Consider the following 25,483-nt stretch of genomic DNA (forward strand, 5'->3'; position numbering starts at 1 on the left):
AGCCAACCTTGCAGGTAAAATTTATTCAGCAGGGATCGACATCAAGAGGGTCACTGCCTTACGGTTTCCGGTAAGGCAATCACTTCAAAGAAGGGTGTCTTACCGGATGTTTCCTGTCATTACAGGGTCTGGACTGGGATCGGGTTCCATGTCGCCTCCGGTGAAAGATTTCGGGTTTGCTTCGTTGTGCCCTCAGGCACAGTGAAAGTGCGGATATAATACGCCCGCGAAACTAAACCCAACGTAAACCGGATTTTACCCATTGCCGTTTGTTGGCATGGGCGACTTTAATGTATAAAACCTAAGCTAATTATTTCAGGGAATGACCAGAGACATGCAAAACCGCCTCACCATCAAAGACATTGCCCGATTAAGCGGCGTGGGTAAGTCCACCGTCTCCCGCGTGCTGAACAACGAAAGCGGCGTCAGTACCCGCACGCGCGAAAGAGTGGAGGCGGTGATGCAGCAGGAAGGGTTCTCACCCTCCCGATCGGCTCGCGCCATGCGGGGACAAAGCGATAAGGTCGTGGCGATCATTGTCACCCGCCTGGATTCGCTGTCGGAAAACCTGGCGGTGCAGACTATGCTGCCGGGCCTGTATGAACAGGGATACGATCCGATCATGATGGAAAGCCAGTTCGATCCTGAGCTGGTCGAGGAGCATCTTGGCATGCTCAAGCGCCGCAATATCGACGGCGTGATCCTCTTCGGCTTTACCGGCATAAGCGAAAAAATACTCCAGTCGTGGCAGGCCACGATGGTGCTGATGGCCCGGGAAGCCAAAGGCTTTGCCTCCGTTTGCTACGACGATGAAGGTGCCATCACCAGCCTGATGGCCAAACTTTATTTCCAGGGGCATCGCCATATCAGCTTCCTCGGCGTGCCGCATACCGACGTAACGACGGGCCGACGTCGCCATGAGGCCTATCTCGCCTTTTGCAAAAAGCACAGGCTGACGCCGAAGGTGGCTCTGCCAGGTCTTGCGATGAAACAGGGCTATGAACACGTCGCCGAGGTATTGCTGCCTGAGACCACCGCTCTGCTCTGTGCCACCGATACCCTCGCGTTAGGCGCCAGTAAATATTTGCAGGAGCATCAGGCCTCCCTTCAGCTGGCGAGCGTGGGCAACACGCCGCTGATGAAGTTCCTCCATCCGGAAATCATCACCGTCGACCCAGGCTATGCGGAAGCCGGGCGTCAGGCGGTACTGCAGCTTATCGGCCAGGTGACCCAGGCCCGCGATCTGCGCCAGATCGTTATCCCCAGCACGCTCCAGTAATCCTCCCCGACCGCAAGTTTATTGTGATCGTCACCCGATTTCGGGAACGTTCCCATTTCCACGAAAATCGTTAATCGGTAATCTTGCGGCCAGGTCATTCCTCCTTACCTCGGGATTCCACTATGAGCAAAGTAAAACAACAGGACATAGACAGGCTGATTGAGCTGGTCGGCGGACGCGAAAACATCGCCACCGTGAGCCACTGCATTACCCGACTCCGCTTTGTACTGAACAACACGGCTATCGCCCGTCCAAAAGAGATCGAAACCCTGCCGATGGTGAAAGGCTGCTTTACCAACGCCGGGCAGTTCCAGGTCGTTATCGGTCCGGAAGTGGGCGATTACTATAAGGCGCTGATCGCCACCAGCGGCCACAACACGGCGGACAAAGAGCAGGCGAAGCTGGCCGCCCGTCAGAACATGAAATGGCACGAGCAGCTTATCTCCCACTTCGCGGAGATTTTCTTCCCCTTACTGCCTGCGCTCATCAGCGGCGGTTTGATCCTCGGTTTCCGTAACGTGATAGGCGATCTGCCGATGAGCAACGGCCAGACGCTGGCGCAGATGCACCCGTCGCTGCAGAGCATCTATGACGTCCTGTGGCTGATTGGCGAAGCGATTTTCTTCTATCTGCCGGTAGGGATTTGCTGGTCCGCCGTGCGCAAAATGGGCGGGACGCCTATCCTTGGTATCGTGCTGGGCGTAACGCTTGTGTCGCCGCAGCTGATGAACGCCTACGATTTAGGGACCAAAATCCCGGAGGTCTGGAACTTCGGCTGGTTCACCATTGAGAAGGTGGGCTACCAGGCACAGGTTATTCCTGCCCTGCTGGCTGGCCTGGCGCTGGGCTTTATTGAGACGCGTCTTAAACGCATAGTCCCGGATTACCTCTATCTTGTAATAGTGCCCGTGTGTTCTTTGATTCTGGCCGTGTTCCTGGCCCACGCGTTTATTGGCCCGTTCGGCCGCTGGATTGGCGACGGCGTTGCCTTCGCCGTGCGCCACCTGATGACCGGCAGCTTTGCGCCGATAGGGGCCGCGCTGTTTGGCTTCCTGTATGCGCCGCTGGTGATTACCGGCGTGCACCAGACGACGCTGGCTATCGACATGCAGATGATTCAGAACATGGGCGGTACGCCGGTCTGGCCGCTGATCGCGCTGTCTAACATCGCTCAGGCCTCGGCGGTGGTTGGGGTGATCATTTGCAGCCGCAAGCACAACGAACGTGAAATTTCGGTTCCGGCGGCGATATCCGCTTATCTGGGCGTCACCGAACCGGCAATGTACGGGATTAACCTGAAGTACCGTTTCCCGATGCTCTGCGCAATGGTTGGCTCGGGTATCGCGGGCCTGCTCTGCGGCCTGAACGGCGTGATGGCGAACGGCATTGGCGTCGGCGGCCTGCCGGGCATTCTGTCCATTCAACCGCGCTACTGGGAGGTTTACTCCATCGCGATTCTGATTGCCGTGGTGATTCCGATTGTCCTGACGACGGCGGTGTACAAGCGCAAATACCGTCAGGGCACGCTGTTAGTGGTATAGGTTTAATTTGATGTAACCGGGGCCAGCTGCTGGCCCCTTAGCTTTAGGAAAGCGCTATGAATACAACGCCTCCATGGTGGCAGCATGGTGTCATCTACCAGATCTACCCGAAGAGTTTTCAGGACACGACCGGCAACGGAACCGGTGACTTAATTGGCGTGATTAAGCGTCTCGACTACCTCAAGCTGCTGGGCGTGGACGCCATCTGGCTGACGCCGTTTTATGTCTCACCGCAGGTGGACAACGGCTATGATGTGGCGAACTACTGCGCCATCGACCATACCTACGGCACGCTGGATGATTTCGACCTGCTGGTGGCCGGTGCGCACGAGCGCGGCATCCGCGTCATTCTGGATATGGTGTTTAACCATACTTCCACGCAGCACGCCTGGTTCCACGAGTCACTTAACAAGGACAGTCCATACCGCGAATTTTACATCTGGCGCGACGGCACGCCGGACGTGCTGCCGAATAACTGGCGCTCGAAATTTGGCGGTAACGCCTGGCGCTGGCATGCAGAAAGCGGCCAGTACTATCTGCATCTCTTCGCCCCGGAGCAGGCGGATCTGAACTGGGAAAACCCGCAGGTTCGCGCCGAGCTGAAAAAGGTTTGCGAGTTCTGGGCGGACCGTGGCGTTGACGGCCTGCGCCTCGACGTCATCAACCTCGTCTCGAAAGACCAGGATTTCCCGAACGATATCGAAGGGGGCGACGGCCGCCGTTTTTATACCGACGGGCCGCGCATCCACGAGTATTTGCAGGAGCTAAGCCGCGACGTGTTTGTACCTCGCGAGCTGATGACCGTGGGCGAAATGTCCTCCACCACGCTCGATAACTGCCAGCAGTACGCGGCGCTGAACGCCAATGAGCTGTCGATGACGTTCAACTTCCACCACCTGAAAGTGGATTATCCCGGCGGGCAGAAATGGACGCTGGCGGAGCCAGATTTTGTGGCGCTAAAGGCCATTTTCAGCCACTGGCAGCAGGGCATGCACAACGTGGCGTGGAACGCGCTGTTCTGGTGTAACCACGACCAGCCGCGTATCGTTTCCCGCTTTGGGGACGAAGGGGAGCTGCGGGTTCCGGCGGCGAAGATGCTGGCCATGGTGCTGCACGGCATGCAGGGCACGCCGTATATCTATCAGGGAGAAGAGCTGGGGATGACCAACCCCCACTTCAGCCGCATCATTGATTACCGTGACGTTGAAAGCCATAACATGTACGCGGAGCTGCGCGCTCAGGGCCGCGACAGCGACAACCTGCTGGCAATCCTCGCGAGTAAATCCAGGGATAACAGCCGCACGCCAATGCAGTGGGACAGCGGTGAGAACGCAGGCTTCACTACCGGCACGCCGTGGATCAACCTGTGCGATAATTACGAAACGATCAATGCCAGGAGAGCGGTGGACGATCCGGACTCGGTGTTTTATGCCTACCAACGGCTTATAAAACTGCGCAAGGCCCAGCCGATTTTTACCTGGGGTAACTACCAGGATCTGCTGCCGGAACACCCTTATCTGTGGTGCTACCGCCGGGAATGGCAGGGCCAGACGCTGGTGGTCGCGGCAAACCTCAGCCGCCATAACCAGTGGTGGCAGCCGGATGCCTTTGAGGGCAGCTGGGAGATACTGATGAGCAACTATGCTGAAGCCTCAGGCAAGCCTGGAGAGATCAGCCTGCGGCCTTATGAGGCGGTTTACTGGCTGCAGAAGTAAAACACAAGCGGCGGATGGCGCCTGCGCCTGTCCGCCCTGCTCTTTTCACATCCCACGCAGTTCCTGTAGCCTTTCCAGCCAGTAGTTCACGCCGTTATCAATCAGCGCATCGGTGGCGTCGTTCATGCCCTGCACCAGCGCGGGCGGCTGCCACAGCATGCCTGTCTTATTTGCCATGGCATGGAAAGGCAGCAGCAGCGCGTCCACGGCATACTGGTTATAACCTTCCGGCGTGTAGGCCTGCGCGGAGCCGCCCGTCGAAGTCATCACCATCATCTTCTTACCGTGCAATACCTTGCCGTCACTGCCGTAGGCAAACCCGTATGTCAGTACCTGATCCTGCCACTCTTTGAGAATGGCCGGAGAGCTGTACCACCAGAAGGGGAACAGCAGAATGACGGTGTCATGGTTGCGCAGCAGGTTCTGCTCGCGCTCAACGTCAATCTGGAAATCAGGATAGGCGTGGGTAAGTTGATGTACGGTAATGTCCGCAAGGCCTGTAAATGCCTCGATAGCCGCCTTGCTGATGCGGGATTTATCAGGATAGCGATGCGCCGCCAGGACCAGGATCTTATTCATATTTCACAGCCTCATAAGGTAGATGCGGCTATCATTCCAAATCATCACGCTTACCTGTAGTCTCAAGCTGTGCATATCAGTTTCAACCAAAGGTTAAAGCCATGTCGCTCCCGCAAGATGTTCATCGCCTGCTTCCCGCCTTTCTGGCCGCCGCCGACTGCCAGAGCTTTTCCGCCGCCGCGCGTCAGTTAGGCGTCACGCCTGCGGCGGTAAGTAAAAGCGTGCGTCAGCTGGAGCAGCGCCTCGGCATGAGCCTGTTCGGACGGAACACGCATTTCGTCGTACTGACCGAAGAAGGCGCGGCTTTGCGCGAACAGATCGCCCCGCTGTGGCATGCCCTGAACCAGGCGCTGATCAATCCGGAAGCGGAACCTGCGGGGCTTTTACGCGTTAGCGTCATCCCAGGATTTGGCCGTCACGCTTTGCTGCCGGAACTGGCTGAATTTCAGCGGCGCTACCCGAAAGTACGCTTTGAACTTTCTATGGATGCCCGGAGCGTAAACCTTATTGGTGAGCGTATCGATGTCGCAATAGGGCAAAAAAATCTGAGAGAGAATCGGGTAGTTGCACGTGAACTTCGCCCAATGCGCATGATTATGGCGGCATCGCCGGATTATCTCGCCAGGCAAGAAATGCCGAAAAAACCTGATGATTTAGCGCAGCATCGCTGTCTCGTTCACCGTAATCCCGGCAATGGCCGCCTGCAGCAATGGTTCAACGACGAGAACCTGATCGACGAGCAGTCGGCGTGGTTTATCACTACCATGCCAGATGCCCTGCTTGATGCGGCCCTGAGCGGCATGGGCATCGTCTATCTTGCCGACTGGTATCTCACCCGCCCCGTGCAGGAAGGGAAATTAATTCCCCTGCTGGCTGATTTTCACCCCGCACCGCAGACGCTGTGGGTCAAATATCCGGGCGGCCGCCTGACTCCGCGAACCCGCGTGTTTGTCGACTATTTACGCGAAAAATTCAGCGCTTAAATTTGTTTTCCGAACCGACGCCGCACCCTTCCTGCAACGCCCGCAATACTTTGTCCTGCATCAATAAAAGTTCAAACATCTTTGGTGCAAGCACTATATATAGACCTTAAAATGCACTCCAACCCCATATGTTGTACCCATCGACTATTATCGCAACAACACCCATAGGATAACTCTGGGCATTACCTGTGGATAACAGGGGCAGAAATTCGGAAGTCTTTGGCAAAACATATCCCTATCAGGCAACGGTTCCTGCCGTCCCTTTGTGGATAACCAATTTTAAAAATGGAGAGATCATGACACCGCATGTGATGAAAAGAGACGGGTGCAAAGTACCTTTCACTTCAGAGCGCATTAAAGAAGCCATTCTTCGTGCAGCTAAAGCAGCGGGAGTCGATGACGCAGACTATTGTGCCACCGTCGCAGATATCGTAAGCGCACAGATGGAAGGCCGCAGCCAGGTGGATATCGGCGAGATTCAGACAGCCGTAGAAAACCAGCTGATGGCGGGTAGCTACAAGCAGCTGGCCCGTGCCTATATCGAGTATCGCCATGACCGCGATCTTGAACGTGAAAAACGTGGCCGGTTAAACCAGGAGATCCGCGGCCTGGTCGAACAAACCAACTCCGCCCTGCTCAACGAAAACGCGAATAAAGACAGCAAGGTGATCCCAACCCAGCGCGATCTGCTGGCGGGCATTGTTGCCAAGCATTATGCCAAGCAGCACCTGCTGCCGCGCGACGTGGTGCTGGCGCACGAGCGTGGTGACATCCACTATCACGATCTGGACTACTCTCCGTTCTTCCCGATGTTTAACTGCATGCTTATAGACCTGAAAGGCATGCTGACCCACGGCTTTAAGATGGGCAACGCGGAAATTGAACCGCCAAAGTCCATTTCTACCGCCACGGCGGTCACCGCACAGATCATCGCCCAGGTTGCCAGCCATATTTACGGCGGCACCACGATTAACCGCATTGATGAAGTCCTGGCTCCGTTTGTGACCGAAAGCTTCAAAAAACATCGCAAAACTGCCGAAGAGTGGCAGATCCCGGACGCCGAAGGCTACGCCCTCTCCCGTACCGAGAAAGAGTGCTACGACGCCTTCCAGTCGCTGGAATATGAAGTCAATACGCTGCACACTGCCAACGGTCAGACGCCGTTCGTCACCTTCGGTTTTGGCCTGGGAACGAGCTGGGAATCCCGTTTGATTCAGACTTCTATTCTGCGCAACCGCATTGCGGGGCTGGGTAAAAATCGTAAGACAGCCGTCTTCCCGAAGCTGGTGTTTGCCATTAAAGACGGCCTGAACCATAAGGCCGGCGACGCGAACTACGACATTAAACAGCTGGCACTAGAGTGCGCCAGCAAGCGCATGTATCCGGACATCCTGAATTACGATCAGGTAGTCAAAGTAACCGGCTCGTTCAAAACCCCGATGGGCTGCCGCAGCTTCCTGGGCGTGTATGAAGAGAACGGCGAGCAGATCCACGATGGCCGTAACAACATCGGCGTGATCAGCCTGAACCTGCCGCGCATCGCGCTGGAAGCCAAAGGCGACGAAGCCGCGTTCTGGAAATTGCTCGACAGCCGTCTGGAGCTGGCCCACAAAGCGCTGATGACCCGCATCGCCCGCCTGGAAGGGGTGAAGGCCCGCGTGGCGCCAATTTTGTATATGGAAGGTGCCTGCGGTGTGCGTCTGAAAGCGGAAGATAACGTGGCTGAAATCTTCAAAAACGGTCGTGCCTCTATTTCCCTGGGTTATATCGGCATTCACGAAACGGTCAACGCGCTGTTTGGCAACCAGCACGTTTACGACAGCGAAGCTCTGCGCGAGAAAGCCGTGGCGATTGTTGCCCGCCTGCGTCAGGCAACGGACACCTGGAAAGAGGAATCCGGCTATGGCTTCAGCCTCTACAGCACGCCAAGTGAAAACCTGTGCGACCGCTTCTGCCGTCTGGATACCGCCGAGTTTGGCGTAGTGCCTGGCGTCACCGATAAAGGCTATTACACCAACAGTTTCCACCTCGACGTTGAGAAGAAAGTTAACCCGTACGACAAAATTGACTTTGAGGCTCCGTACCCGCCGCTGGCGAACGGTGGCTTCATCTGTTACGGCGAATACCCGAACATCCAGCACAACCTGCAAGCGCTGGAAGACGTCTGGGATTACAGCTACAAACACGTTCCGTATTACGGCACCAACACGCCAATCGACGAGTGCTACGAGTGCGGCTTCACCGGCGAGTTCGAATGCACCAGCAAGGGCTTCACCTGTCCGAAATGCGGTAACCACGATGCGGCTCGCGTCTCCGTTACCCGTCGCGTTTGCGGCTATCTGGGCAGCCCGGACGCCCGTCCGTTCAACGCCGGCAAGCAGGAAGAAGTGAAGCGCCGCGTCAAGCACCTTGGCAACGGGCAGATCGGCTAAGTGAACATGCATCAGTATTACCCGGTCGATATCGTTAACGGGCCGGGTACCCGCTGCACGCTCTTCGTCTCCGGCTGCGTGCATGAATGCGCCGGCTGCTATAACAAAAGCACCTGGCGGGTGAATTCTGGCATGCCGTTCACCCCGGCGATGGAAGATCAGATCATAAGCGATCTGAACGATACCCGTGTGCGCCGCCAGGGCCTGTCGCTTTCGGGCGGCGACCCGCTGCATCCGCAAAACGTGCCGGATATTCTGAAGCTGGTCCAGCGCGTGCGGGCAGAATGCCCGGGCAAGGATATCTGGATGTGGACGGGCTATAAGCTGGATGAGCTGACGGAGAGCCAGCGGGACGTGGTCGAACTCATCAACGTGCTGGTCGACGGCAAGTTTGTACAGGATTTGAAAGACCCGGCGCTAATCTGGCGGGGCAGCAGTAACCAGGTCGTTCATCATTTACGATAAAGCCGCAATGTCTTAAGGCGGGGTAAGCACAGCGTCACCCGCCGGAATGATAAACGGTGGATGACGCTGCGCTTATCCACCTTACAACTACAGCAGCGCCAGCGTTCCTACTATCACCCCACTCAGCGCCACCAGCCCACCGGTAAGCCATAAGGCTTTTGCCGGAAACGCCTTATGCAGCATCACCAGCGACGGCAGGCTGACGGCTGGCAAGGTTATCAGCAGGGCCAGCGCCGGAGCAGTGCCCATGCCGGCCAGCATCATGGTCTGAATAATCGGAATTTCGGCGGCGGTCGGGATAACGAACAGGCAGCCCGCAATCGCCATCGCAATCACCCAGAACAGCGTATTGCTCACCGCGCCATCCGCGTGCGGGAAGAGCCAGACTCGCGCCGCACCCAGCACCAGAACCGCGATGATGTAAACCGGGATCGTACTCCAGAACAGGCTCCACAGCGCTTTCATCCAGCGCTGGATAAAGTTCCCCTCTGGCAGTCGCGAAACAGTCGGTTGGGGGATCTCCACGGCCTGCGGCTTATCCTTAACCCAATACTGCACGATGGTCGCTACCCCCAGAACCGTGACAATACCCGCCGCCAGCCGAATCAGCGCGAAATGCCAGCCCAGTACAAATCCCATAAACACCAGCGTGGCGGGATTAAGCAGCGGGTTCCCCAGCCAGAACGCCAGCGCGCCGCCCATCGACACCGACTGACGACGCATGCCAGCGGCAACGGGCGCCGCACAGCAGGTACACATCATGCCAGGCAATGAAAAAAGCGTGCCGAACAGCGTGCCGCTAAAACGCGGCTTGCCGAGCGTGCGCAGGAGCCAGTCCCGGGGGATTAAAACCTGAATCAGCGAACCTAAAAGCACGCCGAGCACCGCCGCCTTCCAGACCGCGAGGAAATAAACCATCGCGTAGTCCCAGGCCGCTTTCAGCGGGTTCGCCTCCGGCTGGGCGATAATCGATTTACCAATACTGTGCGTGTCGGCGGCGGTAAAGGCTTTGCCGTAGTACGGCTGCCATTTAACTATCCACAGCCCGACAATCACAACGAGGAAGAACAGCGCTGGTTTCCACCAGGCGAACGAAGGCTCGCTCACCCGGGGTGAAGTTTGAGTTTGCATAACGGTGTGCCCTGAGAGTATTAACGTAGTGATAATTATTTGCCGCTAATACTACGCCTGCCGCCCCGCTATTGGAAAGCCGCGCTTACCTGTCGCCAGCATCCCCGGCAATTTTCCTTAACGCCCTGGAATCCAGAACCGCAGTACCTTCATGGGTGGGAGCAACGGCTTCCTGCAGCATCGCCCGCGCCACGTCTCTGGCCTGGATGGATTTCCATTTACCGGGCATGATTTTAAACAGCGGAGCAAACAGCGACTCGTTAAACCGCTGTGATTCCCGATGCCCAAGCAGCATGGACGGGCGCGCAATGGTCAGCCGCGGCCACTGCTGGTCAATCAGCGCCTCCTCCATCTTCCCTTTTACCCGATTGTAGAAAAACGGTGAGCTGCTGTTAGCGCCTATCGAACTGACCACCAGCATATGCCTCGCCCCCAGCCGCTGCCCCGTAATGCCGGTGTCCACCACCAGCGTATAGTCCGCCAGCACAAATGCCTCTTTGCTACCCGCCTCACGCATCGTCGTCCCCAGGCAGCAGAAAACGATATCCACCGGCTCGGTAATCTGCACCAGCGCGTCGCTCAGCTGCGGGTCGTGGGGATTCGAGACTTTTGCCATTTCGGCGGCCAGCGGTCGGCGCGTCGCGGCGGTGATATGGGTGATTTTCGGGTCGTCGTTCAGCAGGCGTAGCAGGTGCCCACCCACCAGGCCAGTGGCCCCGGTAATCAGTACTCGGCTCATGGAAGCTCCTTATTCAGATGATTCTAAGTCTAGCCTTTTCGCTTGCAAAGTCTGCCTCGTGAACCAGGCTTAATGACTGAAACCATAAATACGGAGGCACTATGAGCAAGAAGATTGCGGTCCTGATCACCGACGAATTTGAGGATTCAGAATTTACTTCACCCGCAGAAGAGTTTCGCAAAGCGGGCCATGAGGTTATCACTATTGAGAAGCAGGCCGGAAAAACAGTTACCGGCAAGCAGGGAGAAGCGAAAGTTAAAATCGACAAGGCCATTGATGAGGTCCGCCCGGCAGATTTCGACGCGCTTTTACTTCCTGGCGGGCATTCCCCGGACAGCCTGCGGGGCGACGAACGCTTCGTGACCTTCACCCGTGACTTCATGAACAGCGGCAAGCCGGTCTTTGCTATTTGCCACGGCCCGCAGCTGCTGATCAGCGCCGATGTGGTGCGCGGGCGCAAACTAACCGCGGTGAAGCCTATAGTGATTGACGTGAAAAACGCAGGCGCGGACTTCTATGACAAAGAAGTCGTGGTTGATAAAGACCAGCTTGTCACCAGCCGTACGCCGGAAGATTTACCGGCCTTTAACCGCGAAGCGCTGCGTCTGTTAGGCCGCTAGTTTTCCCGCAGCCAGTGCAGCTTTTTACCAAAGCCGAGAGTGTTGTCCGTCATTTTCAGCTCGTCGAGCCGGATCTCCCAGACGGGAGCGGTCATCACTCTCGCGACCGGGAATTTTTTACAGTAGAGCGTCCGCACGGTCGCGCCTTCGCTTTCTTCCATCATTTTGATTCGGCCACGAAACTGAACGCCACGAATCAGCGCGACGCTTCTGGGCTGCCCGTTGATGGTGCCCGCAACATTTGATCCCGCTCCAATTAGCCCGCCATGGCGCGTAGAGGTTTCGCTGAGCAGATAGAAGGCCACGCGCTGTGCATCATAGTAATAAAAAGCGTTAGCACACCATAAATCGTCGTTACCGCCAACGCAGTAGCTAAGCACGTGCTGTTTGTTCAGCCAGCGGCTGATGGCATCAAGTGTTTCCATGTCCAACCTGAACGATGTTACCCTGCAGTGAATTTCAATTATGCGCCCGTCCTATGTCCACCTGGTATCTCTATTTAGTCCGCACCCCCGATAACCGCCTCTACACCGGGATAACCACCGATGTAGATCGCCGTTTCTTGCAGCATCAATCCGGAAAAGGCGCCAAGGCCCTGCGGGGAAAAGGCGAGCTGAAGCTGGCGTTTAGTCACCTGGTGGGCGACCGTTCTGCGGCGCTGCGTCTGGAATACCGCATCAAGCAGCTGACCAAAGCGCAAAAAGAGAGGCTGGTGAGCGGCGGCCTGGCTTTTGAAGACCTGCTGGCAGGCCTGGCGGATCCTCACCCTCCCCTATAGATTTCGTGTCACAGCCAGGCGGCAAGGGAGCTCATCCCCAGGAGCTTATATAAATAAGTGACTGGGGGGAGGGAGTGCAGCCAACACCGCTGTGGCGCGAAATATGAAGGGGATTAGAATTCGCGATTGAAATGGTCGTGATACTCCACCAGACCGCTGACGCCGTTAAGCGCATCGTCTGCCAGCGGGCGGATCTGGAAATACGCTTCTGTTTCCGGCCAGGCACAGCGCAAGCCGTGCTGTGTGGCTGGTACAAAGCCCAGTCGCCCGTACAGCGCGGGCTCGCCCAGGGTGACAACGGCGGCGTAGCCAAACTCGTTGAGCGAATCCAGCCCCTCATAGACCAGCTGCTTAGCCAGCCCCTGGCCGCGATAGGCTTCATCCACGGCAAGCGGCGCAAGCCCCACCCACTGCAGCTCTTCACCCTCTACGGCAACCGGGCTGAAGGCCACATAGCCCACCACCTGACCTTCATCGTCGGTGGCGACCAGCCCCAGCGTCAGCTGGCCATCTTCCCGTAAATCTTTCACCAGATCCGCCTCACCGTTACCGTTGAACGTGCGGCGCAGCAGTGCGTCGATGCCTGGCGCATCAATGGGTATTTCTACACGAATTAGCATGGCTCACCTACCGAGTTACTGTCTGGAACGGGCTTGTGCTGCAGGCCCGCTTCGACGAAATCTGCCAGTTGCAGCAGCAGAACGCGTAAAGGTTTTGGCATCGCGTCCAGCTCAATGGCATCCATCAGGTTCTTTACGTACAGACCGAGTTCCGTATCGCCTTCAATAACCAGACGACGCTGGAAGAATAACGTATCCGGGTCCTGTTTGCGTGCGGCAACCAAAAGCAGATCGTTAGCCGTCGCGCTAAAGCTAACATCCACCGGGGCTTCCTCGCGGACAACCAGCTTCTTGTCCTGGACGGAGGTAAACCATTTTAGACCAAGATCGCGCACTTCAATGCTCAGCCAGCGCCCGTCCAGAAACTCAAGCTCGCCGTCCTCCAGCGCCTGACGAAACTGCCAGCCCAGCACCTGCTCCAGCACCTGACGCTTCAGGGCAAAAGGCGTCAGTTTGACCGGCGTACGTAATAAAGAGGGGCCGACCTGTACCAGACGAGAACGCAGTTTATCCAACACGAGCTTACTCCTTGAGAAAGATTTTTGGCTATTTTGCCACACCCGCCGTTCGCGATAGCGGGGCAAATCAATAAACCCATGGGTTTATCCGTACCACCAATGGATGTCATCAATACGTCATTAGCTGCCTTAAATCAAAATTTGTCGCCGACAGGTTAACTAGAATCCCAGTTCGTTAACAATTTTGCGGCCCTTGCAGGCGGCGCGGGCGCCTTTAAAGGGTACCCGATGAATCAGGATGAATTATGGAGTTGCTTTGCCCTGCCGGAAATCTCCCGGCGCTGAAAGCGGCCATTGATAATGGTGCCGACGCGGTTTACATCGGTCTGAAAGATGACACTAACGCCCGCCATTTCGCTGGTCTGAATTTCACGGAAAAGAAACTACAGGAAGCCGTGAGCTACGTGCACCAGCGCGGCCGCAAGCTGCACATTGCCATTAATACCTTCGCGCACCCGGACGGCTACGTTCGCTGGCAGCGTGCGGTGGATATGGCGGCAGAGCTGGGGGCCGACGCCCTGATTCTGGCGGACCTGGCCATGCTTGAGTATGCCGCAAATCGCTATCCGCATATTGAGCGCCACGTCTCGGTTCAGGCCTCAGCAACGAACGAAGAGGCCGTGCGCTTCTATCATCGTAATTTCGACGTGGCCCGCGTCGTGCTGCCGCGCGTGTTATCCATTCATCAGGTGAAGCAGCTGGCACGCGTCAAGCCGGTGCCGCTGGAGGTCTTCGCCTTCGGCAGCCTTTGCATCATGGCCGAAGGCCGCTGCTATCTCTCTTCCTATCTGACCGGCGAATCCCCGAACACCGTGGGCGCCTGCTCCCCGGCGCGCTTTGTTCGCTGGCAACAGACGCCGCAGGGGCTGGAATCGCGCCTGAACGACGTGCTTATCGATCGTTACGAAGACGTCGAAAACGCGGGTTACCCGACGCTCTGCAAAGGCCGTTACCTGGTGGACGATCAGAAGTATCACGCGCTGGAAGAGCCGACCAGTCTCAATACCCTCGAACTGCTGCCGGAGCTGCTCGCCGCTAATATCGCCTCGGTGAAAATCGAAGGCCGCCAGCGCAGCCCGGCCTATGTCAGCCAGGTTGCCAAAGTTTGGCGTCAGGCCATCGACCGCTGCATGGCCGATCCTGAAAACTATCGCGCGCAGCAGGCCTGGATGGACACACTGGGTGCAATGGCCGAAGGCACGCAAACCACGCTCGGCGCATATCACCGTAAATGGCAGTAGGAAATCAGATGAAATATTCATTAGGACCGGTACTGTACTACTGGCCGAAAGAGACGCTGGAAAGCTTTTACCAGGCCGCAGCCAAAAGCAGCGCCGACGTGATTTATCTCGGCGAGGCCGTTTGCAGCAAGCGTCGCGCAACCAAAGTGGGCGACTGGCTGGAGATGGCAAAAATGCTGGCGGGCCAGGGCAAGCAGGTGGTGCTCTCCACCCTCGCGCTGGTGCAGGCGCCGTCCGAGCTTAACGAGCTGAAGCGCTACGTGGATAACGGCGACTTTCTGATTGAAGCGAATGATATCGGCGCGGTGAACGTGGCAGCCGAACGCAGGCTGCCGTTTGTCGCAGGCCATGCGCTCAACTGCTATAACGCCGTCACGCTTCGGCTGCTGCTCAAACAGGGGATGACGCGCTGGTGTATGCCGGTAGAGCTGTCCCGTAACTGGCTGGAAAATCTGCTTAAGCAATGCGACGAACTGGGTATCCGCAATCAGTTTGAAGTGGAGGTCCTGAGCTACGGTCATCTGCCGCTTGCTTATTCCGCCCGCTGCTTCACCGCCCGCTCGGAAGACCGCGCGAAAGACGAATGTGAAACCTGCTGCATCAAATATCCTACCGGGCGCGATATGCTGTCGCAGGAGAACCAGCAGGTCTTCGTGCTCAACGGTATTCAGACGATGAGCGGCTACGTTTATAACCTCGGCAACGAGCTGGCCTCCATGAAAGGGCTGGTGGATATGGTCCGCCTGTCGCCGATGGGGCTGGATACGTTGCGTGTGCTGGAGACCTACCGCGCCAATGAAAACGGCGATAATCCGCTGCAGCTGAAGTCCAATAGCGACTGCAACGGCTACTGGCGACGGGTCGCCGGGCTTGAGCTGGTCGACCGGGGTTAGGTAAAAGGCTCACTTTGTTACTTAACTGTTGGTGAATTTCGGCAATACTGAAGGCATTCTCAGCAAACGAAGTACCCAAACAAAGTGAGCCGTTATGTCTGAATCTACTCAAGTGCCCTTCTCGCTGCTGGACCTGTCCCCGATCCCACAGGGATCGCAGGCAGCAGATGCGTTCCATCGTTCACTCGATCTCGCTCGCCTGGCCGAAAAGCGTGGCTACCACCGCTACTGGCTTGCCGAGCACCATAATATGACCGGCATCGCCAGCGCGGCGACATCGGTCCTGATTGGCTATCTTGCCGCGAACACAACGACACTGCGTCTTGGCTCGGGCGGCGTGATGCTGCCAAACCACTCTCCGTTAGTCATTGCCGAACAATTCGGCACGCTGGAAACCCTCTATCCTGGCCGTATTGATTTGGGGCTGGGGCGCGCGCCGGGAAGCGATCAGCGCACGATGATGGCGCTACGCCGCCATATGAGCGGCGATATCGACAATTTCCCGCGCGACGTCAGCGAGCTGGTTTCGTGGTTTGATGCCAAAGATCCGAACCCGGCCGTACGTCCGGTTCCCGGCTACAACAGTAAAATACCCGTCTGGCTTTTAGGCTCCAGCCTGTACAGCGCGCAGCTGTCGGCGCAAATGGGCCTGCCGTTCGCCTTTGCTTCGCACTTTGCACCGGACATGCTTTTCCAGGCGCTGCAGCTCTATCGCGCCCAGTTCAAACCGTCCGAACGTCTCGAAAAACCGTACGCGATGGTGTGCATCAACATCGTTGCCGCAGACAGCAACCGCGAAGCTGAATTCCTGTTTACCTCTATGCAGCAGGCGTTTGTGAAATTACGTCGCGGTGAGTCAGGGCAGCTTCCGGCCCCTGTCGAAAGTATGGAAAACGTCTGGAGCCCGGCGGAGCAGTACGGAGTGCAGCAGGCGCTGGGCATGTCTCTGGTAGGCGATAAAGCGAAAGTACGTCACGGGCTGATTTCGCTGCTGCGGGAAACCCAGGCGGATGAAATCATGGTCAACGGGCAGATTTTTGACAGCCAGGCACGGCTGCATTCCTTCGATCTGGCGATGGACGTGCACGAAAGTTTGTAGTTCGCAGGTCCTGTAGGGTGGATAAGCGCAAGCGCCATCCACCTTTTTTTGTCAGGTGACGCTGCCGCTTACCCGACCTACAGCTACAAGTTATTGATACACAGGAAGTAAATTCAGGCTCGAAAGAATATGGATAACTGCATTGCCCACCCCGAAGACCAGGATCAGCGCAATCATTTTATTCCCGCCCCAGACCCGATAAGTTGGGCTGCCGAACTTCTTGCGTGAGGCTTTTGCCAGCAGCGCAGGCACGATGGCCGCCCAGATTGTTGCCGCCAGGCCCGCGTAGCCAATCGCATAGATAAATCCATCCGGCCAAATCACTCCGCCCACAACGGGTGGAATAAAGGTGACCAGCGCGGTTTTCAGGCGGCCCACAGGGGTATCGTCAAACTTGAACAGGTCGGCCAGGTAATCAAACAGGCCCAGCGTCACGCCCAGGAACGAGCTGGCAACGGCGAAGTTGGAGAAGATAATCAGCAGCAGATCCAGCGCCCGGCTGTTGAGAACGCCGCTTAGCGCCCCGACCAGCACATCAATATTCCCGCCCTTTTCCGCAATCGCAATAAAATCGCCGCGGGGGATATTTCCCATGCTGCCGACAAGCCAGATGGAATACAGCACCAGCGCCATCACCGTGCCCCAAAGCAGGCAGCGTTTGATAGTCTGCGGATCTTTGCCGTAGTACTTCATCAGGCTCGGCACGTTGCCATGATAGCCAAAGGAGGCGAGGCAGAACGGCAGCGTCATAAACAGATAAGGCAGATAGCTCGGGTTCAGCGATTTGCTGTCCAGCAGCGTTGCTGGCTCCACGTGCCACATCAGGCCGCCGAACGTCATAAAGAAGGTGAGAATCTTTGCCCCGAGGACAATCGTCGTCATCCTGCTGACCGCCCGCGTGCTGAGCCAGACGATAAACGCAACCACAAGGGCGAATATCAGTCCTGCAAACCTGGCCGGAAAGTCGATGGACATCTCTTTTAGCGTGTGGTGGATCACCGAGCCACTCGCCGAAATATAGGCATAGGTCAGGATATAAAGTACAAACGCAATGGACAGACCGTTGATCAGATTCCAGCCCTTACCAAGCAGATCTTTAGTGACCGTATCAAAGCTGGACCCCACGCGGTAATTAAGGTTGGCCTCAAGGATCATCAGGCCGGAGTGCAGCATGCAGAACCAGGTGACTATCAGCGCCGCCAGCGACCAGAAGAACCAGGCTCCGGACATCACAACGGGAAGAGAAAACATACCGGCGCCGATAATGGTGCCACCAATGATCATCACGCCGCCGAGGATAGAAGGCGTGGCTTTGGTGGTCGATAAGGTCGTCATACACATTCCTGAAACATGAGAGCCGCCAGAGTGACGGCCCGAATGCGGAGTATTGTACCAGTACATGAGTACACTTTGGATAAAAAAAATCCCGGTATCGCTAACCGGGACTTTTTATGGCTGCCTGCACGCTAAATGCAGGCATAAACTTCGGCTAATTAAGCTTCAGTCGTGCGACGACGAGCAGGTGCTGCGCCATCTTCACGACGTGGGCCACGACCGCCTTCGCGACGTTCGCCGCTGAAGCTACGGCCTGCGCCAGCGCCTGCCGGACCGTCACGACGTGGACCGCGACCGCCTTCACGACGCTCACCGCTACCGAAACCACGGCCTGCAGGAGCACCGCCGCCACGGCGTTCGCCACCGCGGTCAGTACGTGGCTGCGCATCACCCATCAGCTGCATATTCATCGGCTTGTTCAGAATACGAGTGCGGGTAAAGTGCTGCAGGATCTCACCCGGCATGCCTTTCGGCAGTTCGATGGTGGAGTGCGTACCAAACAGCTTGATGTTACCGATGTAACGGCTGCTGATGTCGCCTTCGTTAGCGATAGCGCCAACGATGTGACGAACTTCAACGCCGTCATCACGGCCAACTTCGATGCGGTACAGTTCCATATCGCCAACGTCACGACGTTCACGACGTGGTGCATCACCATCACGCTGAGGACGATCGCCACGTGGAGCGCGGTCGCCACGGTCACCGCGTGGAGCACGGTCACTGCGTTCAAAACGTTCGTCACGCTCACGGAATTCACGACGTGGGCGCATTGGTGCATCTGGTGGCAGGATCAGTGGACGTTCGCCCTGAGCCATTTTCAGCAGTGCTGCGGCCAGCGTTTCGATATCCAGCGCTTCTTCAGCTTCCGCAGAAGGCTGAATTTTTGCCAGCAGACCGCGGTACAGATCCAGATCGCTGCTTTCCAGCTGCTGCTGAACTTTGGCCGCGAATTTAGCCAGGCGACGCTCGCTCAGCAGTTCACGGTTTGGCAGCTCAACTTCTGGAATGGTCAGCTTCATGGTGCGTTCAATGTTGCGCAGCAGACGACGCTCGCGGTTCTCAACGAACAGCAGCGCACGGCCAGCACGGCCCGCACGACCGGTACGGCCAATACGGTGAACGTAAGATTCTGAGTCCATCGGGATATCATAGTTAACAACCAGGCTGATGCGCTCAACGTCCAGGCCACGGGCCGCAACGTCGGTTGCAATCAGGATGTCCAGACGACCATCTTTCAGACGCTCCAGAGTCTGCTCACGCAGGGCCTGGTTCATGTCACCGTTCAGCGCAGCGCTGTTATAGCCGCTACGCTCCAGCGCTTCAGCCACTTCCAGGGTCGCATTTTTGGTACGCACGAAGATAATCGCCGCATCAAAATCTTCGGACTCAAGGAAACGAACCAGCGCTTCGTTCTTACGCATACCGTGCACGGTCCAGTAGCTCTGGCTGATGTCCGGACGAGTAGTCACGCTTGACTGAATGCGAACTTCCTGCGGATCTTTCATGAAGCGACGGGTAATACGACGAATCGCTTCTGGCATCGTTGCAGAGAACAGAGCGGTCTGATGACCTTCCGGGATCTGCGCCATGATGGTTTCAACATCTTCGATGAAGCCCATGCGCAGCATTTCATCAGCTTCATCCAGTACCAGACCTTTCAGGCTGGACAGGTTCAGCGTACCGCGTTTTAAATGGTCAAGCAGGCGGCCCGGGGTGCCCACAACAATTTGTGGACCCTGGCGCAGAGCGCGCAGCTGTACGTCATAACGCTGGCCACCGTAAAGGGCCACTACGTTTACGCCGTGCATATGTTTAGAGAAATCCGTCATGGCTTCAGCAACCTGAACCGCCAGTTCGCGGGTTGGTGCCAGCACCAGGATTTGCGGTGCTTTCAGCTCTGGATCAAGGTTGTGCAGCAGCGGTAAAGAGAACGCTGCGGTTTTGCCGCTGCCTGTCTGAGCCATGCCCAGCACATCGCGGCCAGCCAGCAGTTGTGGAATACACTCAGCCTGAATTGGAGAGGGCTTTTCGTAACCCAGATCGTTCAGCGCTTTGAGAATGGAGCCGTTAAGGCCCAGATCGGTAAAAGTAGTTTCGATAGTAGTAGTCTCGATGATATCAGTCATGTAGTACACGTGCCTCGTAGATGGCGGCCAGTCTACATAACTCATCGTGAAATTGACCTGCAATTTTCATTGAAAAGTGTGAACCGGCTCAAATTTGGTTGATTAACGAACAAAAACGCCCTCACCCGTTAAGGTGATGACTTTAATGGATAAAGTTTATGGGCTGATCGTTGTTCGTCAGCTATTGCTGGTCCGATTCTGCCAGGTCATCTTGCTCCTGGCCCAAGAGCGCTAATTCCAACAATGCATAACGATGCTCAACGTAGTTGTGTACGTTGTTAGCGACCGCTAACTTGAACAGTGCCGTGGCGCTGTCCTTTTCCCCCAGACTTAGGTAGAACTTACCTAAATAGAAGTTGGTTTCACTGAGATGCTCAGCGAGCGAGGTGTTATCCGTTGCGTCCGCCTTGAGGCGTTCCATTAACGTGCTTTCGTTAATGTTCCCCAGGTAGAACTCGACAATGTTCCATCCCCATTGCTCTCTGTCCGATTTATCGAGCCGCTGTTGTAGCGACTCCTTGGCCTGTTTTGCGTCAATATTGCTTTCAGCGATATAGAGCCACAGACTGCGGAAAGGATCATTGGGATCGTCTTGATAAAACGCCAGCAGATCATCTTGCGCTAAACGATAACGACCACCGTAGTAGAGGGCGATACCGCGATTTAAATGCGCGTAGTTGTAAGTTGGATCAAGCTCAAGTACAGAATCAAACGCTTCATAGGCAGCATCAAAATTGCCTGCCTGCGTTAAATAAATGCCTAAGTAATTGAATACTTCAGGCATATCGGGGCGGATTGCCAGCGCTTGTGAAAAATCATTTCGCGCCAGAGCCCGCAAGCCGAGGCTATCATACAACACTCCGCGCTCATATAAAAGCTGTGCGCGTTCATCATCGGTTAAAGCCCGACTGGCAAGTATCTGTTCCATGCGTGCCAGAATGACTTCCTGCTGCAAAGTCGGCTGCAATGGCACCGCCAGGACTTCACTTTTACGCCAGGCAGAGTTGCTGCATCCTGCCAGCGTAAGAGCTGTCGCAACGAAACACCAGCGCAAGAAAGGCTTCATTTCCTACTCCCGAAGACAACAATTGAATGAACATCCTGTCCGCCGGCTGCTAAAACGGAGCATCCTGCTCCGTAATAAACAGCTCCTCACGTCACCATGAGGAGCTAAAGGGTCAAACCTTACTCAGCTTCTGGAGCAGCAGGTGCTGCGCCTTCTGCCGGGGACTGTTCTGTTGCTTCTTTGATGCTCAGACGAACACGGCCCTGACGGTCAACTTCCAGTACCTTCACAGGCACTTCCTGACCCATCTGCAGATAGTCGGTCACTTTCTCAACGCGCTTGTCAGCGATCTGAGAGATGTGTACCAGACCTTCTTTGCCGCCGCCGATAGCAACGAACGCCCCGAAGTCTACGATACGGGTAACTTTACCTGCGTAGATACGGCCCACTTCGATTTCTGCGGTAATCTCTTCGATACGACGAATAGCGTGTTTCGCTTTTTCGCCGTCGGTTGCTGCGATTTTCACAGTACCGTCATCTTCGATTTCAATGGTGGTGCCGGTTTCTTCGGTCAGCGCACGAATCACAGAACCGCCCTTACCGATCACGTCTTTGATCTTGTCTGGGTTGATCTTGATGGTGTGAATACGCGGTGCAAACTGAGAGATATCGCCACGCGGTGCGTTGATAGCCTGTTCCATCACGCCCAGGATGTGCAGACGCGCACCTTTAGCCTGGCTCAGAGCAGCCTGCATGATTTCGCGGGTGATGCCTTCGATTTTGATATCCATCTGCAGCGCAGAGATACCTTCACGGCTACCGGCAACTTTGAAGTCCATATCGCCCAGATGATCTTCGTCACCCAGAATGTCAGACAGAACCACGAAGTTCTCGCCTTCTTTCACGAGGCCCATCGCAATGCCCGCTACCGCGGCTTTGATTGGCACACCTGCGTCCATCAGGGCGAGGGAAGCACCACAAACGGAAGCCATGGAAGAAGAACCGTTAGACTCAGTGATTTCAGACACTACACGCACGGTGTACGGGAAGCGGTCAGCTTCAGGCATGACAGCCAGAACGCCACGCTTAGCCAGACGACCGTGACCGATCTCACGACGCTTCGGTGAACCGACCATGCCGGTTTCGCCTACGGAGTACGGAGGGAAGTTGTAGTGGAACAGGAAGTTGTCGGTACGTTCGCCCATCAACTCGTCCAGGTTCTGCGCGTCACGCGCGGTGCCCAGGGTCGCAGTAACCAACGCCTGAGTTTCACCACGGGTGAACAGTGCGGAACCGTGAGTACGTGGCAGAACGCCGGTACGCACATCCAGACCACGGATCATGTCTTTTTCGCGGCCATCGATACGCGGCTCGCCACGCAGAACGCGGCTACGGACTACGTTTTTCTCGATAGCGTGCAGCAGGTCGCTCAGCTCTGCGTCATCCAGAGATTCGTCTTCCGCCAGCAGCGCTGCGATAACTTCAGTTTTGATCACGCCAATCTGCGCGTAGCGCTCTTGCTTGTCGGTGATACGGTATGCGTCGCTCAGGCGAGCTTCAGCAAGGGCTGCAACGCGCGCGTTCAGCGCTTCGTTCACAGCTTCTGGCTGCCAGTCCCAACGTGGTTTGCCCGCTTCGGCAACCAGAGAGTTGATGTTCTGGATAACAACCTGCTGCTGTTCGTGACCGAACACAACTGCACCCAGCATCTGGTCTTCGCTCAGCAGTTCTGCTTCGGATTCAACCATCAATACTGCGTTTTCGGTACCGGCAACAACCAGGTCCAGCTTGCTCGTTTTCAACTCGTCTGCGGTTGGGTTCAGTACGTACTGGTCATTGATGTAGCCCACGCGAGCAGAACCAATCGGACCATTGAATGGAATACCAGACAGGCTCAGCGCCGCAGAGGCACCGATCATTGCAACGATGTCAGGGTGAACCTGTGGGTTTACGGAAACCACGGTGGCAATAACCTGAACTTCGTTGACGAAGCCTTCCGGGAATAGCGGACGAACCGGGCGGTCAATCAGACGCGCAATCAGGGTTTCGCCTTCGCTTGGACGGCCTTCACGACGGAAGAAGCTTCCAGGGATACGACCAGCAGCGTAGGTACGCTCCTGATAGTTAACAGTCAGTGGGAAGAAGTCCTGGCCTGCCTTCGCTTTTTTCTGACCAACAACGGTCACGAATACTGCGGTGTCGTCCATGCTTACCATTACTGCTGCGGTAGCCTGGCGCGCCATCATACCGGTCTCAATAGTGACCGTATGCTGACCATACTGGAATTTACGAACGATCGGATTTAGCAAAATAATATCCTTAAGATTCTTAGACTACCGGTGACTTCACGCGGTGTCGTTATGACCCGATCTTCATCACATCCTCGCGACTAATGACAATCCTGAACCGCCCCTGCGGTCAAGCTTCTCATTAGCCGCGCGAACCTCTGCAACAAAGATCACACACAGCAACAATACATTAGTTTCCATAGAATTGCTGCCGTCTGGTTGAAAAAAGGGGCCTTAAAAGGCCCCTTTTTCTGAAACTCGCAAGACTTAGCGACGCAGACCCAGACGCTCGATCAGGCTGGTGTAACGTGCTACATCTTTACGCTTCAGGTAGTCGAGCAGTTTACGACGCTGAGAAACCATACGCAGCAGACCACGACGGCTGTGGTGATCTTTTTTGTGCTCTGCAAAGTGACCCTGCAGGTGGTTAATCTGTGCGGTCAGCAGTGCAACCTGAACTTCGGTAGAACCGCTGTCGTTAGTACCACGACCAAACTCAGAAACGATTTTAGCTTTAGCTTCAACGCTTAGAGACATTTTCAACTCCAGAATAATAGATAAATAGACAGGGTGCCGATCTCTAATTCAGCAACCCCAGTGCACATCGGGTAGATTGTTAAACAAACGCCCCGATGCTAAGCCGCGCTATTTTACCTGTAGCCACCTCTTATCGCAAGGTAACTACAGATGTCACACGGGATACTCGACGACCAGACGACGAGGCGCAACGCGACCGTCTTCGTCTATCTCGCCCATGCCAATGAATTTAGCGTCATCGCCTTCTGTCACCCGAACCAGCCCGTCGGCTGGAACATTCGCGACCTGTACCGGCTGACCATTTTTGAAATAGCCCGCAACCGCAGGAAGCAAATTAACGAGTGGAAAGTCCGAAGCCGGGCTGTCCATTGGCATTAAAAGTGGATCTAACAGCGTACCTGGTTCAACGTCCTGCCGATGAGCCTGTTCAACAAGCTCATGCAACTGCTCAAGGGTCACCATACGATCAACAGGATATTTGCTGACTGCCAGGCGACGCAGGAAGGTCACATGCGCGCCACAGCCAAGCTTTTCACCCAGATCGTCGGTGATGGTACGAATATAGGTACCTTTAGAACAGTGTATTTCCAGCTCCAGCTCATTGCCTTCGTGGCGAATAAACAGCAGTTCGTAGACTGTAATCGGACGTGCTTCACGCTCCACTTCAATACCCTGACGGGCATATTCGTACAGCGGTTTACCCTGATGCTTCAGCGCCGAATACATGGACGGCACCTGCATGGTATCGCCACGGAAGCTTTCCAGCGCCGCCGCAAGCTCTTGCTCGCTAAACGTTACCGGACGCTCCTGCACCACGGTACCATCTGCATCCGACGTATCGGTGCGCTGGCCGAGACGGGCAATCACACGATAACGCTTGTCTGAATCCAGCAGGTAACGAGAAAATTTTGTCGCTTCCCCCAGGCAAATGGGCAGCATGCCGGTTGCCAGCGGATCCAGCGCGCCAGTATGCCCGGCGCGGTTAGCGTTATAGATACGTTTTACTTTTTGCAGAGCATCGTTGGACGACATGCCCTGTGGCTTATCAAGAAGCAGCACACCGTGGATATCACGACCACGACGACGAGGACGACTCATTAATCCTCCTTGCTGTCGTCCGTATTCACGCGACGCTCGTCATCGTTACGAATGACGTTGGAAACCAGGTTAGACATGCGCATCCCTTCGACCAACGAGTTATCGTAGAAGAAAGTCAGTTCAGGCACGATGCGCAGGCGCATTGCTTTACCCACCAGAGTACGGATATAGCCGGAAGCGTCCTGCAGAACTTTAATGCCCTCTTTGATGGCATTGTCGTCTTTGTCATTCAGGAAGGTAACGAATACTTTCGCATAAGCCAGATCGCGGGAGACTTCGACACCTGAAACGGTGGTCATCATGCCCAGACGCGGATCTTTAATTTCGCGCTGCAGGATAATTGCGATTTCTTTTTGCAGTTCCTGAGAGACGCGCTGTGGGCGACCAAATTCTTTCGCCATAATAAATTCTCCATACAAATCGGGGGGCACTCGGCCCCCCTTAAGATATTGCCGATGAC

General features: G+C 55.8%; 25 protein-coding genes. 11 read left to right on the top strand and 14 right to left on the bottom strand.

Going from position 1 to position 25,483, the window contains the following annotated elements; genetic code table 11:
- Positions 1–334 precede the first annotated feature (334 nt).
- From treR to treC, 3 genes are all read left to right on the top strand, one after another.
- Positions 335–1,279, top strand: a complete 945-nt coding sequence (treR, locus tag ACA108_19175; protein ID XEX95427.1) for a trehalose operon repressor TreR — start codon at positions 335–337, stop codon at positions 1,277–1,279.
- Positions 1,280–1,401: 122 nt separating this feature from the next.
- Positions 1,402–2,820, top strand: coding sequence for a PTS trehalose transporter subunit IIBC (gene treB / locus ACA108_19180; GenBank protein ID XEX95428.1), 1,419 nt, complete (start codon positions 1,402–1,404; stop codon positions 2,818–2,820).
- A gap of 56 nt (positions 2,821–2,876) precedes the next feature.
- A complete protein-coding gene (treC, locus tag ACA108_19185; GenBank protein XEX95429.1) occupies positions 2,877–4,535 on the top strand; it encodes an alpha,alpha-phosphotrehalase in 1,659 nt (552 codons plus the stop codon).
- Between the two features lie 45 nt (positions 4,536–4,580).
- On the opposite strand, the gene ACA108_19190 is transcribed toward treC, so the two are convergent.
- Entirely contained in the window at positions 4,581–5,114 is a 534-nt protein-coding gene (locus ACA108_19190; GenBank protein XEX95430.1) for an NAD(P)H-dependent oxidoreductase, read from the bottom strand.
- A 101-nt stretch (positions 5,115–5,215) separates the two neighbouring features.
- Here ACA108_19190 and ACA108_19195 point away from each other — a divergent pair, with 101 nt between their 5' ends.
- The 3 genes from ACA108_19195 (at position 5,216) to nrdG (ending at position 8,994) form a co-directional block, all read left to right on the top strand.
- Entirely contained in the window at positions 5,216–6,097 is an 882-nt protein-coding gene (locus ACA108_19195; GenBank protein XEX95431.1) for a LysR family transcriptional regulator, read from the top strand.
- Between the two features lie 296 nt (positions 6,098–6,393).
- On the top strand, positions 6,394–8,529 hold the full coding sequence (nrdD, locus tag ACA108_19200) for an anaerobic ribonucleoside-triphosphate reductase (GenBank protein XEX95432.1): 2,136 nt from the start codon (positions 6,394–6,396) through the stop codon (positions 8,527–8,529).
- The gene (nrdG, locus tag ACA108_19205) at positions 8,530–8,994 is read left to right on the top strand and encodes an anaerobic ribonucleoside-triphosphate reductase-activating protein (protein XEX95433.1); all 465 of its coding nucleotides are present in this window, start codon (positions 8,530–8,532) and stop codon (positions 8,992–8,994) included.
- A gap of 87 nt (positions 8,995–9,081) precedes the next feature.
- Here nrdG and ACA108_19210 read toward each other — a convergent pair whose 3' ends face one another.
- Both ACA108_19210 and ACA108_19215 read right to left on the bottom strand, forming a co-directional pair.
- Positions 9,082–10,125 carry a permease gene (locus ACA108_19210; protein ID XEX95434.1) on the bottom strand — a complete coding sequence of 348 codons (1,044 nt, stop codon included), beginning with the start codon at positions 10,123–10,125 and terminating at the stop codon, positions 9,082–9,084.
- A gap of 85 nt (positions 10,126–10,210) precedes the next feature.
- Complete coding sequence (locus ACA108_19215; GenBank protein ID XEX95435.1) at positions 10,211–10,864, bottom strand: NAD(P)H-binding protein; 654 nt, start codon at positions 10,862–10,864, stop codon at positions 10,211–10,213.
- A gap of 101 nt (positions 10,865–10,965) precedes the next feature.
- Here ACA108_19215 and ACA108_19220 point away from each other — a divergent pair, with 101 nt between their 5' ends.
- Entirely contained in the window at positions 10,966–11,484 is a 519-nt protein-coding gene (locus ACA108_19220; GenBank protein ID XEX95436.1) for a type 1 glutamine amidotransferase domain-containing protein, read from the top strand.
- Here the strand turns inward: ACA108_19220 and ACA108_19225 are convergent.
- Positions 11,481–11,909, bottom strand: a complete 429-nt coding sequence (locus ACA108_19225; protein ID XEX95437.1) for a YhbP family protein — start codon at positions 11,907–11,909, stop codon at positions 11,481–11,483. The genes ACA108_19220 and ACA108_19225 overlap by 4 nt on opposite strands.
- A gap of 53 nt (positions 11,910–11,962) precedes the next feature.
- On the opposite strand from ACA108_19225, the gene ACA108_19230 reads away from it, so the two are divergent.
- A complete protein-coding gene (locus tag ACA108_19230) occupies positions 11,963–12,262 on the top strand; it encodes a GIY-YIG nuclease family protein (protein ID XEX95438.1) in 300 nt (99 codons plus the stop codon).
- 113 nt (positions 12,263–12,375) lie between these two features.
- On the opposite strand, the gene ACA108_19235 is transcribed toward ACA108_19230, so the two are convergent.
- Together ACA108_19235 and ACA108_19240 are read right to left on the bottom strand one after the other, a co-directional pair.
- Positions 12,376–12,882, bottom strand: coding sequence for a GNAT family N-acetyltransferase (locus ACA108_19235; GenBank protein ID XEX95439.1), 507 nt, complete (start codon positions 12,880–12,882; stop codon positions 12,376–12,378).
- A complete protein-coding gene (locus ACA108_19240; protein ID XEX95440.1) occupies positions 12,876–13,400 on the bottom strand; it encodes an SCP2 domain-containing protein in 525 nt (174 codons plus the stop codon). Before ACA108_19240 ends, ACA108_19235 begins: the two co-directional genes overlap by 7 nt.
- Positions 13,401–13,645: 245 nt before the next feature.
- On the opposite strand from ACA108_19240, the gene ACA108_19245 reads away from it, so the two are divergent.
- The 3 genes from ACA108_19245 to ACA108_19255 all read left to right on the top strand — a co-directional run bounded on the left by ACA108_19245 (position 13,646) and on the right by ACA108_19255 (position 16,633).
- Entirely contained in the window at positions 13,646–14,641 is a 996-nt protein-coding gene (locus ACA108_19245; protein XEX95441.1) for a peptidase U32 family protein, read from the top strand.
- A gap of 8 nt (positions 14,642–14,649) precedes the next feature.
- Positions 14,650–15,534, top strand: coding sequence for a U32 family peptidase (locus tag ACA108_19250; GenBank protein XEX95442.1), 885 nt, complete (start codon positions 14,650–14,652; stop codon positions 15,532–15,534).
- Positions 15,535–15,628: 94 nt separating this feature from the next.
- Entirely contained in the window at positions 15,629–16,633 is a 1,005-nt protein-coding gene (locus ACA108_19255; protein XEX95443.1) for a luciferase-like monooxygenase, read from the top strand.
- Between the two features lie 90 nt (positions 16,634–16,723).
- On the opposite strand, the gene mtr is transcribed toward ACA108_19255, so the two are convergent.
- The 8 genes from mtr to rbfA all read right to left on the bottom strand — a co-directional run bounded on the left by mtr (position 16,724) and on the right by rbfA (position 25,424).
- Entirely contained in the window at positions 16,724–17,968 is a 1,245-nt protein-coding gene (gene mtr / locus ACA108_19260) for a tryptophan permease (protein ID XEX95444.1), read from the bottom strand.
- A gap of 158 nt (positions 17,969–18,126) precedes the next feature.
- Positions 18,127–20,094 (bottom strand): DEAD/DEAH family ATP-dependent RNA helicase, encoded by a 1,968-nt coding sequence (locus ACA108_19265; GenBank protein ID XEX95445.1) that lies wholly within the window; start codon positions 20,092–20,094, stop codon positions 18,127–18,129.
- Positions 20,087–20,164 carry a protein YrbN gene (gene yrbN, locus ACA108_19270; GenBank protein XEX98167.1) on the bottom strand — a complete coding sequence of 26 codons (78 nt, stop codon included), beginning with the start codon at positions 20,162–20,164 and terminating at the stop codon, positions 20,087–20,089. The genes ACA108_19265 and yrbN overlap by 8 nt, the downstream gene beginning before the upstream one ends.
- Before the next feature lie 111 nt (positions 20,165–20,275).
- Positions 20,276–21,160, bottom strand: coding sequence for a lipoprotein NlpI (gene nlpI, locus ACA108_19275; GenBank protein XEX95446.1), 885 nt, complete (start codon positions 21,158–21,160; stop codon positions 20,276–20,278).
- Between the two features lie 119 nt (positions 21,161–21,279).
- Positions 21,280–23,409: a polyribonucleotide nucleotidyltransferase gene (pnp, locus tag ACA108_19280; protein XEX95447.1), complete on the bottom strand. Its 2,130-nt coding sequence runs from the start codon at positions 23,407–23,409 to the stop codon at positions 21,280–21,282.
- A gap of 246 nt (positions 23,410–23,655) precedes the next feature.
- The gene (gene rpsO, locus ACA108_19285; GenBank protein ID XEX95448.1) at positions 23,656–23,925 is read right to left on the bottom strand and encodes a 30S ribosomal protein S15; all 270 of its coding nucleotides are present in this window, start codon (positions 23,923–23,925) and stop codon (positions 23,656–23,658) included.
- A 153-nt stretch (positions 23,926–24,078) separates the two neighbouring features.
- Positions 24,079–25,023, bottom strand: a complete 945-nt coding sequence (truB, locus tag ACA108_19290; GenBank protein XEX95449.1) for a tRNA pseudouridine(55) synthase TruB — start codon at positions 25,021–25,023, stop codon at positions 24,079–24,081.
- On the bottom strand, positions 25,023–25,424 hold the full coding sequence (rbfA, locus tag ACA108_19295) for a 30S ribosome-binding factor RbfA (GenBank protein XEX95450.1): 402 nt from the start codon (positions 25,422–25,424) through the stop codon (positions 25,023–25,025). Before rbfA ends, truB begins: the two co-directional genes overlap by 1 nt.
- Positions 25,425–25,483: the final 59 nt, after the last annotated feature.

Source organism: Dryocola sp. LX212 (assembly GCA_041504365.1).
In the GTDB taxonomy this organism is placed as follows: Bacteria; Pseudomonadota; Gammaproteobacteria; order Enterobacterales; family Enterobacteriaceae; genus Dryocola.